This is a genomic window from Pseudoalteromonas sp. BZB3 (genome assembly GCF_040104455.1).
Lineage (GTDB): Bacteria > Pseudomonadota > Gammaproteobacteria > Enterobacterales > Alteromonadaceae > Pseudoalteromonas.
The window spans coordinates 104526-119823 of the sequence record NZ_JBECOS010000012.1; the positions used below are offsets into that span (position 1 = coordinate 104526).

The following is a 15298-nucleotide window of genomic DNA, read 5'->3' on the forward strand; positions in this document are numbered from 1 at the left end:
AATTTAAATAATCTTTACTAAAATTAAAAAAACTGAGTGGAGAGATTAACGTGAAATCAATCATAATATTTATCACTGTTTTGTGTTTCTCATTTACTATCAGTGCTAAAATGTTAAATGTATATACTGAAGAATTTCCACCCTACCAAGTAAGATTATCTCCAAAAAATATCACTGGAATTTCTACCACATTGGTTAAGGGGCTTCTTGATGAAGTTAATATTCCATACAAAATTCACGTTTTACCTTGGTATCGTTCTTACCATAATGCATTAAAAGAAAAGAATGCACTGCTTTATTCTGTGGCTCGTACAAAAGAGCGTGAGGATATATTTAAATGGATTATGCCTTTATGCGATATAAATGTTTCTTTTTTTTGGAAAAAAGATAACAACAAGATTTCTATTTCTTCTGTAAAAGACGCAAAAAAATATGTTGTTTCCGTTGCCTCTGGTCAGCCTAGTGAGTTATACCTAAAGAAACATGGCTTTAGTACCGATGACAACTTAGTCATTCTAGCAAGCCATGAACAAGGGTTAGGTCTGCTATCCAAAGGACGAGTAGATGTAATTTTTGCAGCTGATCTATTTATTAAAAACCTTACTCAAGAAGAGTTTTTTAATAAATTAAAGCTAGAAAGTTTCACTATTAAAGCTTTGAGTAAAAAACTTTATCTAGCAGCAAATAAGTCTTCTGATCCAAATTTAATTCAATCTTTAAAGAGAACAGCAAAACTTCAAATGAATAAAAGCAAAAAGGACAAAGTTTGTAGTGATATTTCAGATTCGTAGTTTAAAATCTGAATCATTTGGAGGATTGCTATAACACTGCTTTTTAAGCTAAGAATATTTGGATATGTTTTACTGAAGCAATTAAGCTTGCATCAAACTCATGTAAATCAGTTGATGACTTTTTACAGAATACATAAGCTGTCTAATTGTATTGTTAAATCAAGCAAAAAAGAGGGAGCTATTGATTTTTGAGATGTCAGCAGCACTAATCAAATTATGAGCTAACCCAAATATGCAATCAACTGTTCAAAACACTCATTCATTAAAAACAAAATTTAGAACAATTTAAACGTATACTTGAATCAATTAAGAAGCATTGTTGGAAGAAGGCTACTCTTTAATATCAACGGCTTTAAAAGTATGACCGAAAGCAGCAAAAGGTAGAGATATACATTAATTTTATCGTAACACTGCTTCTTAGAAACAGTGTTACGGTCTTGCTACTTCATCTAATTAGTTTCTCAATTTATGTAAATTTTATGCTGCGTTCTTAAGGTTTACAATACCTTGAAAATGATTGCCACTGAGCTTGTATCTCTTCAATTACTGAAGGGTCTTCAATTGTCGAAGGCACTTGAATTTGCTCACCATCGACCAACTGTCGTAAGTTTTTGCGCAGTATCTTACCAGAACGGGTTTTAGGTAAGCGCTCTACGACTTGAATGGTTTGCAAACAGGCTATGGCACCGATTTGAGCACGAATAGAGGCGCGGATCTCATCGGCAATGTCATCGTCTTGCTTAGTACAGCCTTCTTTTGTTACCACCATAGCAACGGGTACTTGCCCTTTCAGGTTATCTTTGCTTGCAAACACCGCGCACTCAGCCACACTTGGATGCGCCGCAACCACTTCTTCCATTTCTCCGGTTGATAAACGGTGGCCCGACACATTAATCACGTCATCAGTTCGACCCATGATAAACAAGTAGCCATCTTCATCGATATAGCCGCCATCACCCGATAAATAATAACCTTTATATTGAGACAGATAACTGTGCTTAAAACGTTCGGCATTGCCCCAAATTGTGGTAAGGCACCCAGGAGGTAGTGGTAATTTCACCGCAACCACACCTTTTTCATTCGCTTTACATTGACTGCCATCCACATCAAGAATATGAACTTGATAACCCGGCGTTGGCACCGTAGCACTGCCCGCTTTGGTTGGTAATTGCTCAATACCGACTGGGTTACAGGCTATTGCCCAACCCGTTTCTGTTTGCCACCAGTGATCAATCACTGGGAGGCCTGTTTTATCTTGTAGCCACTCATAGGTTGCGGGGTCTAGTCGCTCGCCTGCTAAGAACAATCTTTCTAAACTAGATACATCATATTTTGCCAATAGCTCGGCTTCAGGATCTTGCTTCTTAATCGCTCTGAAAGCCGTTGGTGCACTAAACAACGCATTCACTTTATACTCTTCTATTACTCGCCAAAATGCACCAGCGTCTGGTGTAAATACAGGCTTACCTTCGTATAAAACCGTGGTGCAGCCATAAATTAACGGCCCATAAACAATATATGAGTGGCCGACGACCCAACCTATGTCCGAAGCTGCCCAAAATACTTGCCCAGACTGCATGCCATACACGGTTTGCATACTGTAATTAAGTGCTACCGCATGACCACCCTGTTCACGTAAAACGCCTTTCGGAGTGCCTGTGGTGCCAGAAGTATAAAGAATATAAAGCGGGTGAGTTGCAGGGAGTGGTACGGCATCTGTTGGATGCGCTTTTTCAAGTACAGTTAGCCAATCTAAATCGCGCTTGGCTTGTAACTGCGCTTGGGCCTGTTGTCGTTGGAAAACCACGCAATGAGCCACTTTGTGAACTGCAAGCTCAAGTGCTTCGTCTAGCATTGGCTTGTATTCAATTATACGGCTAGGCTCAACACCGCATGATGCAGTAAGCACCAGTTTAGGTTTAGCATCATCAATGCGCATAGCAAGTTCTCGCGGGGCAAAGCCACCGAAAACCACTGAGTGCACGGCGCCTATTCGGGCACAGGCCAGCATAGCAATAGACGCCTCAGGGATCATTGGCATGTAAATCACAACGCGATCGCCCGCTTCTACCCCTAAATTTTTTAAGCCACCAGCAAACAAGCTGACCGCTTCATGAAGTTGATTATAGGTGTAAGTTCGCTTTTGCTCAGTGACTGGTGAGTCATAAATAAGCGCCAACTGCTCGCCTCGTCCCTGTTCAATATGATGATCGAGTGCCAAATAGCTGGTGTTCAGTTCACCATCTGCAAACCAATGGTCAAGTTGCTCATAACATTGGCTGACACCTTGAGTAGGCTGTGTGTGCCAGTTCAGCTTTTGTGCTTGTTTAAGCCAAAATGCCTCTGGGTTCTGTTGAAAGTCTTGATAATAAGACTGATAGTTTATGTTTTTTGTTGTCATAATGGTGCCTTTAATTTCGCCAAGTAACCTTGGTTAATTTATGGTCTTTACACTCTCACGCTAGTTTACGCTGACGTTGAGGGACACTAGACTTTAGTCGATTTACCCTATTAAATCTTTGAATTGTTCAACACATGGATAATGTTCTCTGGAATATTTATGATAAATATCATCAAGATAGGCTCTTAGTTCTGAGACTGTGATTTAATCAAGAGTAACAACATCGTATACTCAACTTCGTATGCCGGTTTGCGATTCTTTATTAAGTCACCACTGTTCAGATCCTCTTCGCAGCGACATTGGGATTGGTATCACAGTGCATTGAAGTGTTTTTGTTTCAACTTGGGAAAGTCTGTCCGATTTTTATATTTTAAATACAAATTATTAAACACAGCCGTTTTTGAAAGCTTATCTAATTCCGTTAAAAATTGACGACCCGATTGCTGATCTGACACTTTACAGCAAGCCTGATAGGCTTGGATCAGCTCAGCAATGGTTTTATATTTGGCTTGCTGCAATTTGAGTTGATATTGCGCTTCTAAAAAAATGCCACACCACTCCAATACACACGCTGCTGAGCGTTGAGTTGCCACATATTGCTACTCACACTCGCTAAGCGCGCATCTTGAAGATGTGATAAACGATATGTGTTAGATTGTCCGCGCTCAAGCCCAGCTCTTAGTCTCATCATCATATTGTCATAAGTAATAATGCCGCTGTCTTTCATGATTTGGTTTTGCAAAAAAGTCGCTAAACCTTCACTCAACCAGAAGTCTTCGTAATTTAATAACGGGTGATATAAATGCGCTAACTCGTGATACAGCGTCCAGTCGTTTTTTAATTGTTTGAGACTCGCATAGCGACTAAATTGAAGCTCAACACCATCTTGCTCGCCGCGAATGACTTCGGCCCAAGGTACGGCTTCAAAAGCAAAATATTGCGGTTTCAAATATATTGGTACGTTTTTTTGTATTAAAGGCCCGAGTGTTTTTTGGGTTGCGTCTATGCCATGGTTTATCCAGCTTTTCACTTTAATTTTCTGCCCTTCGTTGAGCTCAGACAAGCCAACGAAGTCGACTTTTGTATGGGCTAACCGAGCAGCCAGACTGTATTGAGAAAACACCAATATAAAAAATGCCAAACCATAAATAATGTTCAATCGCCACCTCACAACACCCAGTTTCAGTTTTCCTAAAACAATACTCTACTCAAGTAATTTTAGATGACCTGTGAAAGCTGGTTTTACATTCAGTGCCGTTTTTGGCTAGTAGTCTGGCACTATCCACATATAATGACTGCAATAATCGTTACTTGGAGCAGCTATGCTCAGTCTAGAAACCTGTCAAAAAGCCCGTTTTTCAAGAGATCCCCGCTTTGATGGTAAGTTCTTTATTGCTGTCAAAACTACGGGTATCTATTGCAGAACGATTTGCCCTGCATCGCCACCAAAAGAAGAAAACGTAGAGTATTTTAAAAATGCAGTGCAGGCAGCGGAGGCTGGTTATCGTCCATGCTTGCGATGTCGCCCTGACAGCGCGCCAAGTTCGGCGGCCTGGCAAGGCAATGGCGCAACCTTAAATCGTGCTGTTCGTTTAATTGATGAAGGAGCATTACAAACTGGTTCTATTGTTGAACTCGCTAGACGGTTAGGCGTCAGCGATCGATATTTACGAAAACTATTTAACGAGAAAATGGGCGTTTCTCCAAAAACGTATGCACTCTATCAGCAGTGTTTGTTTGCCAAAAAGCTACTGCACCAAACCAGTTTGCCTATTACTGAAATTGCGCTCGCCAGTGGCTTTGACAGTATTCGCCGCTTTAACGATTGCTTCAAACAACAGCTTAAACTTACTCCGACTCAAATGCGTAAACAGACAAATAAAAATAATGCAAAACTGACCTTAAAACTGTCGTATCGACCACCATTTGATTGGCAAAAGATGCAGCGTTTTTTATCTGCCAGACTTATTCCGGGGCTTGAATGGATTGGCGAAAATTTTTATGGCCGCAGCTTCATTTATCAAGGTGTTAAAGGACAATTCACCGCTCACCATCAAGCTGAGAAGCATCAGTTTTTGGTCGAAATTAGCCTTGAAGACAATCGTGTTCTCAAGCCTGTGGTCAGTAATATTCGCCGCGTGCTCGACTTAGACGCCGAGCTCGAGCAAATTGAGCAAGATCTCACCGACGCACTTGGCACTAATACACTGATAAGCTCAGGGTTACGCTTGCCCGGTATTTGGGATGTGTTCGAAGCGGGTATGCGCGCTATTTTGGGTCAGCAAATATCTGTCACTGCTGCCAAAAACTTAGTGATTAAACTGGTTGAAACCTTAGGTGAAAAACAAGCCAATGAAGAAGAGGCGTATTGTGAAAATGTGCTGTACTTCCCCACACCCGAAGCCATTGCGCAAAGCGACCTAGCATTTTTTAAAATGCCTGAAAGTCGCAAACAAACCATTACAAGATTTGCTCAATTTGCTCAAAACCAACCCGTTGAAGCGCAAAACCCAGATAACTGGCTAGCACTCAAAGGGATCGGCCCTTGGACTGCAAATTATGCCAAAATGCGCGGCTTAAGCGACCCAGATATATTTCTCGCTACCGATCTTGGAGTGATTAAAGCACTAAAAGCACACGATGATTTTGACTCTGAAAAAGCCGCCCCTTGGCGAAGCTACCTTACTTTTCAACTATGGGACAAACTATAATGTATTGTGACTACTTTGGGAGCCCACTTGGCACGATGGAAATAAAAGCAAACGATGAAGGAATATGTCAGCTTATTTTCTGTGGCGAACATAGAGAGCCTGTTGTACCGTCAAAGCTCATCACCCTATGTATTACGCAACTCAAAGAATACTTTGCCGGCACTCGCCAAAACTTTGATCTTCCCCTTGACCCTATAGGCACTAAATTTCAAAAGTCGGTCTGGCAAGCACTGTGTGATATTCCATTTGGTCAAACTCATTCATATTTACAGCTCGCAGAGCAGCTTAACAACCCAAAAGCTGTGCGCGCCGTCGGTGGTGCGAACGGCAGAAACCCAATAACTCTGATTGTGCCCTGTCATCGAGTTATTGGTGCATCGGGCACATTAACTGGTTACGCTGGAGGCGTTGAGCGAAAACAATGGCTACTAGCACATGAGGGCGTGTCTGGGTTTGCCAAACCGCTCGTATTGGATGAAGTCATTCATACTCGACAAGATAAGACGCAATTTTTGCGCTAGTTGCATTGAGAAAGAACGATCTGAAACTATTTGCATATCGTAGAAACAAAAGTTCAGCATTTTAGAGCACTAAATTTTTTATATGGATAAAAGTAAATCAGTTCCAACGTCTCGTTTATCTCGACTCAGTAAATTTGGCTTGCTTGCCTCGAAAGTAGCTGGCAACGTTCTGTTAGATAGTGCTAAGTCTGTCGCCAAAGGTGAAAAGCTAAATAAACAATCCTTGATCCTATCCCCTAAAAATATTGAGAATTTGGCTGAGCAGCTCGCTCAACTTAGAGGCGCAGCCATGAAGTTGGGACAACTTTTATCTATGGACTCGGGTGAAGTGTTGCCTCCCGAATTAAGTAAATTACTGGCAAGACTGAGGTCCGAAGGCCATGCCATGCCCCACAAACAATTAGTCGGCGTACTTAAGTCGCACTGGGGAGATAACTGGCTCGACAAGTTTTCACACATCGAATTAAAACCTTTTGCCGCCGCTTCCATTGGTCAAGTCCACAAGGCCACACTAGAAAATGGCGAAAAATTAGCGGTAAAAGTTCAGTACCCCGGGATCGCAAAAAGCATAGAAAGCGATGTCGATAATCTGGCAAGCCTTCTAAAAATGAGTGGTCTATTACCCAAGCATATCGACATGGCGCCGCTCATTTCTGAGGCAAAGCAACAGCTTTTAGATGAATCTGATTATCAGCTTGAAGCGCGTCATTTACAGCGCTATCAAGAGAACCTTGCAAGCTTCGAGCAATTTAAGATACCCAAAGTAGATAACAATTTAACCACTGAACATATACTCAGTATGGAGTTTGTTGAAGGTATCGATTTAGAAACCTGTGTGTCTTTGCCACAAACCCAACGTGACGCCCTTGCAAACGACTTAATCTACTTATTTTTCTTTGAGCTTCTAAAATTTAATACTGTGCAAACCGACCCAAATTTTGGCAATTATCTTTATCAGCCCGATACAGGAAAAATAGTATTACTGGACTTTGGTGCAACCCGAGAGCTCACACAATCAGTATGTAATGGTTATTTTGCCCTATTTTCTGGTGCCATGTCTGAAAATAGAAATTTAGTGGCATCAGCTGCTGAGCAAATTGGTTACTTCAACTCTGAAATAGACTTGGAGTACAAACATAAAGTCGTGGATATTTTTATGCTTGCTTGCGAACCGCTTAGACAAGATAAATCCTATGACTTTGCTACGAGCCCTCTTGCCAAACAAATTCGCGACAAAGGACTTGAGATGAGTACTGATAAATCCAAGTGGCACTCTCCGCCTATCGATGCACTGTTTATACATCGTAAGCTTGCTGGGCTTTACCTGATTGCCGCTAAACTCAATGCCAAGGTGAATGTACAACAGTTGTATAAATCTTTCTTACAACAAGCAAAACTAGCTCAAAAATAATTCAGCGTGTAGCATGGGGTAATCGCCTAAATAAAAAGGATTACCCCGTGAATTTAAATCAGGTCACATTGCCAGTTAAAAATATGCCAATCGCCGTAGAGTTTTACCAAACGCTTGGCTTTGAACTGATAGTTGATACACCACACTACGCACGATTTATGTGTCCTGAAGGGGAAGCGACATTTTCTCTTTCTCTAAACGAAAACGATTTTAATAGCGGCACCACCATTTATTTTGAGCACGAACAGCTAGATGAGTGGGTTTCTACACTGCAAAACAAAGGCATCGAGTTTGCGCAACTCCCCACCGATGAACGTTACTTATGGCGTGAAGCCGTGTTGTTTGACCCATCTGGCAATACAATCAAACTCTATTGGGCCGGCGAGAATAGGTTAAATCCACCTTGGCGCGTTAACCCAGACTAGGGCTAACACGCTATTTTTTGAATTTCATGATAGTGCTCACTCAGCTACCATTTCAACATATTCTCTACCACTTTCAGTTTGTCGTTATACACTTTTAAACCCAAACTATGTAGCACAGCAACGACGCTAAAAGACGGAATATTGACCATGCGCTTATGCTGACTGAACATCAGGCTGAATAAAAGCCCATATACTTTTGCAGTGTTAAATTGTTTTGGACGTTTGATCTGCCATTGATCTATGCCTTCTTTTGGCAAAGTACAAGGAATATGATCTGGATAAGCCTGCCAAGGAGCATCAAGCGCTTCAGGAAACGCATACTGCAAAAAGTCATGATAAAAACGGTGCTTTCTCACCCGAGAAATAGGCTGAGATAACACATGACGCAACACTTTCCAAGAATAGAATGGCAGACAGAAATCCATTTGGTAATCATCAACTTTATCGAATGGGATCGCCAGATGATGATGTTGATCATTCAACAGTAAGAATAAGTAATAGGCTTTATCTAAAGGCACATCGCCGAATTGCTTTAAAGAACGAATAATATTGGCTTTCAATGTTGCCTGCATGCCTTCAGCGCCGCGAATAATCGACTTAGGAATATACGCAAATTGCTGTGATAAATACGCATCAGCTAGATGCTCAACATCTTGAGTTAACGCCGCTTGATACACTTTTTCAGAGTAGTAAATCACACCCAAGCCAACACTCCCGCCATTACCTGACCATGAAAGTCCCGGGCGAGTGACACGATAGTAATCTGGGTGAGCACCGTTACGCCAATGCTTACCTAGCCTGTCTTCAACCGTTTTCGCTTGCGTGTCTTTTACTTTGATCACATCAAGGTTGATGTTCTGACTATCAGCAAAAGCTTGTGCACAGTATAAATCTTGGGTTTTAACCTGAGAGAAGTTGAGCGCTGACATATCTAAATTACGGCGCTTCAATAAACAAGCAATCAGTCTTGAATCTAAACCGCCTGAAAGCGTAGTGAGAACATGTTTATCATTGCCTAAATATTTATCAACGTTATTGTCTAAGTCTTGCTTAAGCCCTTCTAATGCGCCTTCATAGTATTCACCCGCTTTAGCCAATGCACACCAATCAAAGTATTGGGTTTTGCGCACACCTAAACTCGACGCTTGTACACGATGACCAGGTTGAATACATGAAATCTCCTGATAATGAGTATGGTCAAACAGGTAATAACCTAATGTTGCATACTCCATCATGCCTTCTTCATTACAAGTCAGTGGTAAGCCTAGCTCTTTTAACAAGCTGAACTGTGTGCTAAAGATAAACGCCTCTTCATAATACATATAATAAAATGGACGAATACCTAGGGCGTCTGTCGCAATATCTAAGCAGTTTGATTCTATGTTGTAGCGGGCCATGCAAAATACCCCTTCACATGACTTCAGCATATTATCGGTGTAGTTTTTATTTAGGGTATCTAAGTCTCTGACTCTATCTGAAGACAGCAGCGGATGGCCAACAAGCGTTGCAATTTGCGAATCTGTTTGCAAAAAAGCACTTGGCCCGAAGGTTTGATAATCGAGTGTCGCCATATACAAGGCGCGCTCTTGCACTGAATTAAACTGGCCGTCGACACGATTTTTTTCTTCTAGCTTGAACTTTTCAATAATAAAGTCATGCTGTTGCGTCAGCCCCGATGCACAATAAATTCCGAATAATTTAGCCATGAGGGTCACCTTGTTATCTATTAAGTTTATCTTTGAGTTATTGGATAAAACTCAAGCTTCGTACCAAGCTGACAAAAAATTTGAAAAAACACCTTTACCTAAAGTTAGGTTGAGCTTTTAAGCTACGTGCCATTCAAACTAAAAGGAAGCGAACAATGGCAAATACCCTCATACTTTTCTCTAGCGCCAATCAAGCAGGCAACACCTATCAACTGACTCAAGCTGTGCGAACACAATTAGATGAAAACCATACCCGCTACTTTAATTTAGACTCGCACAATTATGCCGATTACAACTATCACAACCTTTATAGTCGAGATGACTTTTACGACATGGCTGAAGCGCTCTCATGGGCTGATAATATCGTTTTTGCCTCTCCAGTTTACTGGCACGGCGTCACTTCGAATATGAAACGTTTAATCGACCGCATCACAGAATTAACAGAGAACCCTGAGATTAAACATATAGGTAAAGGGCTTAAGAATAAAAAAGGATTTGTACTGACAACCTCTGCCAGTAAAGAAGTTTGCCCTATTTTTGCTGGTTTCTTTGAGAAAGTATTCAGCTATTTCGATATTCACATGACTGGGCTTTTACATTTAGATTGCAGTAAAACACTTACCCTACCAAAGCAGCAGATCATAAATTTTGCTCAGCTGTTAAAGTAGCTTGTACCTATTTTAATTTTAACAAGAAATACGAATGCACCAGCGTTTTGTCTCTTTAGCTGCAACATTGTTAATTTCAATGACCGCCTTTGCCAAAACAAATACTTTTGAGTTATCCAGTAACGATATCAAAGTTGGAGAAGTGCTTAGCTCAAAACATGTTTATAAAGGCTTTGACTGTGATGGTGACAATCTATCACCTCACCTTGCTTGGAGTGGTGCACCCAAAGATACCAAAGCTTATGCTGTATTTGCATATGAGCCAGATGCCCCAACGGGAAGTGGCTGGTGGCACTGGCAACTTGTAAACCTACCAGCTAATACTGCTGAGTTAAAAACTGGTGTGGGAATATTAGATAATACGCTGTTGCCTCAAGGCGCGATACAGATCAATAACGATTTTGGCAGTAATGATTTTGGCGGTGCTTGCCCGCCAAAAGGACATGGCCCGCACCGCTATCAGTTCACAGTTTTCGCGTTAGCTAATCCGCTTAATGTGTCTGGAGATACCAAAAGTGCCGTTGTCGGCTATATGGTAAATACGAATGCGCTTGCCAAAGCAAGCATTGAAGTAACCTTTCAAAGAGATTAGGGCGTGTTGACCTTTGCTGTGTGTTTTGCAGCAGTGAGTTGGGTATTTAGGCCAGGCAGAGGCTGCGTGGCATAGTTATTCTATGTAAGTCAGCCGATAACGCCTAATAAATGGCCAACTCGCGCTGCTCTGAGAGTTCAACCAAAGGCTTCCACTACTTTGTCATTCGCCACTCACATAAACTATTAAGCTTCGTAGCTCATTTCGTGTATTGAAAGCCTTTGATTTGAACAAAATTCATACCTCAAAGATAAACACGCCCTAATTAAAGCCCATCACTTTAATTTAAATAACGACTCTAAAGGCATATCAAAAAACTTAGCTATTTTTAAAGCAATCACCACTGACGGTGTAAAACGACCAGTTTCAATGGTACTAATTGTTTTACGAGAGACTCCCACAGCATCAGCCAACTGCTGCTGTGAGAGTTTATTTAGCACCCTTACTGAATGAATATCATTCTCTAATTGTTCATTCATCTGATTTGTTTAGCCCATATAAAACAGGTAACGCATAGCATATAAACATCACCCCAACCACTAACGTCGCAAGTGCCTTAGCAGAAATGCTATCAGCAGGAAAACTCTCTGAAATTAAAGAGGATATATTTGAAAATAGAAAAGGTGAAAGAGTAAAAATCACACTATGGAAAGACCATTTAAACCCTAATAGATTCAGATGGTTTAGGTATTCATCTTCAAAGCTGGCGGTCCAAAAATTACGCTTCTTGATGCTAGACATCGTTGTAACCACTTTGCACATTAAATAGATGAAATACACTGACAAACCAAATTTTGCTACACCATAAACAAATGTTAACGCCTTAGATGATTGAAAATCTAAAAATGGCTCTAAGCTCGCTGAGCAAAAAAGTAGACCCATCACAAGCGCTAAGTAAGCGTGCCAAGTAATATATTGAAGTTCTCTTTCTGAGTTAGAAACTGCAACCTTTTCCATATTCAACTCCTTGTTGATATTTATAAAACACTCAAAATGTAACCCTAAGGTACACATTGATACCTTAAGGTGTCAAGAGTAAAGTATTAATCTACATCTTTTGCTGGCAACCGGGCACCAATAAACATGTCATTTCAATAAAAGATGACTTACTCATATACAAGATGCAGTTTTGCCATAAGTTTGAAAAATAAATTATTTACCATAACTTTTTTATAGTAATTTTTTAAAACTGATTAATACTTACAAGATAAGTAAGTTTGGATGTAAAAAGATGTTATTAAACCAACTTTCCGTCAAAGCAAGACTAATTTTACTTGTTGCGCTTCCTTGTATAGCCTTCCTCCTACTTGCTGCGGTAACGCTGGTGCTTACTGGTAACTTAGTTGCTGGCATTCAAAGTATAAATAACGATAGAGTGGTTCCGCTCAAACAAATTAAAGTTGTTTCTGATAACTATGCAGTAAGTATCGTTGATAACTTGCATAAATATAATGCAGGTTTAATGTCTAAAGCTGAACTGCTTAATTCTATAAACGATGCAGAAAACTTAGCTTCTTCGCAATGGACAGCATATCTTAAAACAGAGCTTACACCTGAAGAGTCGAGGCTTATAAGAAATAGTGAAGCTTTATTTGATAATGTAAAAACGAAAGTAGAAGAGTATAAGTCTCTACTTAGATCTGACAGAGCTTTAACAGAATCCCCCTCACAATTTGTTAAAGTACTTTACGCCACATTTGACCCTTTTAGTTCAAGCTTAAATGCGCTAATTGATCTTCAACTTGATACCTCGCAACAATTTGCAGACCAAGCTGCTGCAGACTATCAAAAAGAAAAAATGATATTAGTTACGGTCTGTATCATTCTTTTTGTAATCGTTATTTTCTTAGCGATTGCCATAAATCGCTCGATTACAATGCCACTCAATAACATAAACCAAATTATGGCAAACATTGCTGACAACACTGACTTAACCCTGCGTGTAGATGAAAATGGTGATGATGAATTTGCTCAAACTGCATCGAGTGTAAACACTATGCTTGCTCATTTTAATGCGCTAATTACTGATTTGCTGAATCTTGTGATTAATTTGCGTTCACAAACTGAGGGCCTATCTGACAACAGCATGTCGATTGCCAACAGTACTGAGCAACAAGAGCAGCAGACAACCATGTTAGCAACAGCCATTACTCAAATGAGTTCAGCGATTAAAGGCGTTGCAGATACCGCAGTAACCACATCACACAAAGCGAATGAATCAGACTCCCTTGCTCAAGCAGGATTACAAAGTGTTCAGGATAATATCCAAGCCATTAATCAATTACATGAATTGCTCAACCAAACTAAAAGCGATATCGACTTATTAAGTGGTAAAACTAACGAAATTAATAGCGTCGTGCAGATCATTCAAAGTGTTGCCGAACAAACAAATTTACTTGCGCTAAACGCCGCAATTGAGGCTGCTCGAGCGGGAGAGTCAGGTCGTGGCTTTGCCGTTGTGGCAGATGAGGTCAGACAGTTAGCGCACAATACGCAAAAAGCGACTGAGCAAATCAGTGAAATGATTGTATCACTGCAAGATGCGTCAAAGCGTACTGTAGAGAGTATGGAGCAAGCAGCCGATCAAACAGAAAAGAGCGTCTCTATTGCTGCTGGCTCTGCTGATTCAATACAAAGAATTACTTCAGCAATTTCTGAAATTGCAGATCTAAACATTGTTATATCGACCTCTACCGAGGAGCAAACGACCGTTGCGAATGAAGTTGCCGAAAACATTAATCAAATTACAACCAGTATCAAGAGCGTGGCGAATAGTGCCTCTGAAAATGCACAAACCAGTCAAAACCTAAAAAACATCTCAAATGAATTAGAAAAAGACATCAGTAAATTTAAGGTTTAGACACTGGTCTTTTTTAAGTGCTTGGCTTATAGGCAGCTATTTTCATTGCTGTTCATTCAGCATTGAAAATAGTCGGTTAGTCTCCAATTTATAGCCTATATTTGGCAATCATTTAAAATAGATCATTATCAGAATTATATTGGATAAATAACGTGATTAAAGCCATTCTTGTGTTTGTTTCAGTTATCGTATTTGTGTTGGGTGCGATTGTTTTAAGTAATAATTTTAGCAACTTACAACATGGCGATGCCTCTTTCGTATATGAAACTTCGAGTGTAGATAAGTCTATTGCAGAGCAAGTTCACCAATATTTGATTGCTCAGAAAGTCTATGACGGCTTACAAGGTGAAGTTTTGCTTTTGAAGAAAAACAAAGCAGGGGTATGGGTTGCTAAGTTTCCCGTTTATCAAGGTGGTGACGTTGCACCAGAAGTATTAAAAGACTTGCAAACACTGAGCTTGGGCATCAAGCAATCAGTTTTAAATAATGAGCCGCTAGAAATACACATCACCAACAGCGGATATCAATCCGTGCAATTTTTTAAGATCTAGCGCTTTATATTTAGCTCATTAAGAGTATTTAAGTCCTGTTATTTAAAGCCCTAAATCAACTCGCGTCCCAATGATTTCAAAGGGGCTAGAGTTGTTACTTCACAGAAATCAATTTAAGTTTTTTTTCTAACTTCGCAATGAGTGCAACGTCATTCTCTGCATCATCATTTAAACCAGCCAGCAAAGTCATAAAATACACGTCCATTAACACATCGGCATATGCCAATTTTTGCTCATCTCCAAACGCCAATTGATGTTTAAAAGCATTCAACTGTGGGTCAAGTGACTGACTTTGCCATAAAATTTCTTTGAATAAAACTTTACTAAACTCTCGTTGAGATAAGTAAAACGGATACAGTGCTGAGGCAAAATGCAGCAGCCTATCAATGGGTGTTGTTGAAGTGTCTGACTTAGCAGTTTCAGTTAATAAGTTATTTAATTGGGTTTCTAGACCTGATTTGAGTAAATCTAGTTTATTTGGAAAGTGACTAAAAACGGTACCCGTCGCAACGCCTGCCGCTGAAGAAATATCTCTAGTACTGGTTTTCTCATAGCCATTTTCAGTGAAAAGCTGCCATGCAGCCGATAAGATCCGCGATCTTGTTTTCTCTCGTTTTGACACCCTACCTCCTAAAATCACGCGACATTAAAACAAGTTTAA

General features: G+C 40.3%; 16 protein-coding genes. 9 read left to right on the top strand and 7 right to left on the bottom strand.

The features are described 5' to 3' along the window. The first annotated feature begins 50 nt into the window (after positions 1–50). Positions 51–791: a transporter substrate-binding domain-containing protein gene (locus ABMY35_RS14020; RefSeq protein WP_138630758.1), complete on the top strand. Its 741-nt coding sequence runs from the start codon at positions 51–53 to the stop codon at positions 789–791. A gap of 490 nt (positions 792–1281) precedes the next feature. Here ABMY35_RS14020 and ABMY35_RS14025 read toward each other — a convergent pair whose 3' ends face one another. The 3 genes from ABMY35_RS14025 to ABMY35_RS14035 form a co-directional block, all read right to left on the bottom strand. Continuing rightward, complete coding sequence (locus ABMY35_RS14025) at positions 1282–3192, bottom strand: propionyl-CoA synthetase (RefSeq protein ID WP_349286771.1); 1911 nt, start codon at positions 3190–3192, stop codon at positions 1282–1284. Between the two features lie 311 nt (positions 3193–3503). Then, the gene (locus tag ABMY35_RS14030) at positions 3504–3785 is read right to left on the bottom strand and encodes a hypothetical protein (protein ID WP_349286772.1); all 282 of its coding nucleotides are present in this window, start codon (positions 3783–3785) and stop codon (positions 3504–3506) included. Beyond that, the gene (locus tag ABMY35_RS14035) at positions 3731–4351 is read right to left on the bottom strand and encodes a hypothetical protein (RefSeq protein WP_349286773.1); all 621 of its coding nucleotides are present in this window, start codon (positions 4349–4351) and stop codon (positions 3731–3733) included. Before ABMY35_RS14035 ends, ABMY35_RS14030 begins: the two co-directional genes overlap by 55 nt. A 163-nt stretch (positions 4352–4514) precedes the next feature. Here ABMY35_RS14035 and ABMY35_RS14040 point away from each other — a divergent pair, with 163 nt between their 5' ends. The 4 genes from ABMY35_RS14040 (at position 4515) to ABMY35_RS14055 (ending at position 8260) form a co-directional block, all read left to right on the top strand. Continuing rightward, positions 4515–5903 carry an AlkA N-terminal domain-containing protein gene (locus ABMY35_RS14040; protein ID WP_349286774.1) on the top strand — a complete coding sequence of 463 codons (1389 nt, stop codon included), beginning with the start codon at positions 4515–4517 and terminating at the stop codon, positions 5901–5903. After that, complete coding sequence (locus tag ABMY35_RS14045) at positions 5903–6424, top strand: methylated-DNA--[protein]-cysteine S-methyltransferase (protein WP_349286775.1); 522 nt, start codon at positions 5903–5905, stop codon at positions 6422–6424. Before ABMY35_RS14040 ends, ABMY35_RS14045 begins: the two co-directional genes overlap by 1 nt. Positions 6425–6506: 82 nt before the next feature. Further along, positions 6507–7835, top strand: coding sequence for an AarF/ABC1/UbiB kinase family protein (locus tag ABMY35_RS14050; protein WP_349286776.1), 1329 nt, complete (start codon positions 6507–6509; stop codon positions 7833–7835). Between the two features lie 47 nt (positions 7836–7882). Then, positions 7883–8260 (top strand): VOC family protein, encoded by a 378-nt coding sequence (locus ABMY35_RS14055; RefSeq protein ID WP_349286777.1) that lies wholly within the window; start codon positions 7883–7885, stop codon positions 8258–8260. 44 nt (positions 8261–8304) lie between these two features. Here ABMY35_RS14055 and ABMY35_RS14060 read toward each other — a convergent pair whose 3' ends face one another. Next, on the bottom strand, positions 8305–9966 hold the full coding sequence (locus ABMY35_RS14060; protein ID WP_349286778.1) for an asparagine synthase-related protein: 1662 nt from the start codon (positions 9964–9966) through the stop codon (positions 8305–8307). A 155-nt stretch (positions 9967–10121) separates the two neighbouring features. On the opposite strand from ABMY35_RS14060, the gene ABMY35_RS14065 reads away from it, so the two are divergent. Then, the gene (locus ABMY35_RS14065) at positions 10122–10634 is read left to right on the top strand and encodes an NAD(P)H-dependent oxidoreductase (RefSeq protein ID WP_349286779.1); all 513 of its coding nucleotides are present in this window, start codon (positions 10122–10124) and stop codon (positions 10632–10634) included. Between the two features lie 34 nt (positions 10635–10668). Continuing rightward, the gene (locus ABMY35_RS14070) at positions 10669–11226 is read left to right on the top strand and encodes a YbhB/YbcL family Raf kinase inhibitor-like protein (protein ID WP_349286780.1); all 558 of its coding nucleotides are present in this window, start codon (positions 10669–10671) and stop codon (positions 11224–11226) included. Between the two features lie 275 nt (positions 11227–11501). Here the strand turns inward: ABMY35_RS14070 and ABMY35_RS14075 are convergent, their stop codons facing one another. Then, a complete protein-coding gene (locus ABMY35_RS14075; RefSeq protein WP_138481774.1) occupies positions 11502–11705 on the bottom strand; it encodes a helix-turn-helix transcriptional regulator in 204 nt (67 codons plus the stop codon). After that, positions 11698–12183 carry a hypothetical protein gene (locus ABMY35_RS14080; protein WP_349286781.1) on the bottom strand — a complete coding sequence of 162 codons (486 nt, stop codon included), beginning with the start codon at positions 12181–12183 and terminating at the stop codon, positions 11698–11700. The genes ABMY35_RS14075 and ABMY35_RS14080 overlap by 8 nt, the downstream gene beginning before the upstream one ends. Positions 12184–12457: 274 nt before the next feature. Here ABMY35_RS14080 and ABMY35_RS14085 point away from each other — a divergent pair, with 274 nt between their 5' ends. Together ABMY35_RS14085 and ABMY35_RS14090 are read left to right on the top strand one after the other, a co-directional pair. Further along, complete coding sequence (locus ABMY35_RS14085; protein WP_349286782.1) at positions 12458–14086, top strand: methyl-accepting chemotaxis protein; 1629 nt, start codon at positions 12458–12460, stop codon at positions 14084–14086. 152 nt (positions 14087–14238) lie between these two features. Further along, complete coding sequence (locus tag ABMY35_RS14090) at positions 14239–14637, top strand: hypothetical protein (protein ID WP_349286783.1); 399 nt, start codon at positions 14239–14241, stop codon at positions 14635–14637. Positions 14638–14731: 94 nt separating this feature from the next. On the opposite strand, the gene ABMY35_RS14095 is transcribed toward ABMY35_RS14090, so the two are convergent. Beyond that, the gene (locus tag ABMY35_RS14095; protein ID WP_349286784.1) at positions 14732–15259 is read right to left on the bottom strand and encodes a TetR/AcrR family transcriptional regulator; all 528 of its coding nucleotides are present in this window, start codon (positions 15257–15259) and stop codon (positions 14732–14734) included. Positions 15260–15298 lie beyond the last annotated feature (39 nt).

What these genes read in the sequence shown, in the direction of transcription:
- ABMY35_RS14025 (WP_349286771.1), bottom strand. Translation starts at nt 3,192, where the DNA reads ATGACAACAAAAAACATAAACTATCAGTCTTATTATCAAGACTTTCAA.
- ABMY35_RS14040 (WP_349286774.1), top strand. Translation starts at nt 4,515, where the DNA reads ATGCTCAGTCTAGAAACCTGTCAAAAAGCCCGTTTTTCAAGAGATCCC.
- ABMY35_RS14045 (WP_349286775.1), top strand. Translation starts at nt 5,903, where the DNA reads ATGTATTGTGACTACTTTGGGAGCCCACTTGGCACGATGGAAATAAAA.
- ABMY35_RS14050 (WP_349286776.1), top strand. Translation starts at nt 6,507, where the DNA reads ATGGATAAAAGTAAATCAGTTCCAACGTCTCGTTTATCTCGACTCAGT.
- ABMY35_RS14060 (WP_349286778.1), bottom strand. Translation starts at nt 9,966, where the DNA reads ATGGCTAAATTATTCGGAATTTATTGTGCATCGGGGCTGACGCAACAG.
- ABMY35_RS14065 (WP_349286779.1), top strand. Translation starts at nt 10,122, where the DNA reads ATGGCAAATACCCTCATACTTTTCTCTAGCGCCAATCAAGCAGGCAAC.
- ABMY35_RS14070 (WP_349286780.1), top strand. Translation starts at nt 10,669, where the DNA reads ATGCACCAGCGTTTTGTCTCTTTAGCTGCAACATTGTTAATTTCAATG.
- ABMY35_RS14075 (WP_138481774.1), bottom strand. Translation starts at nt 11,705, where the DNA reads ATGAATGAACAATTAGAGAATGATATTCATTCAGTAAGGGTGCTAAAT.
- ABMY35_RS14080 (WP_349286781.1), bottom strand. Translation starts at nt 12,183, where the DNA reads ATGGAAAAGGTTGCAGTTTCTAACTCAGAAAGAGAACTTCAATATATT.
- ABMY35_RS14085 (WP_349286782.1), top strand. Translation starts at nt 12,458, where the DNA reads ATGTTATTAAACCAACTTTCCGTCAAAGCAAGACTAATTTTACTTGTT.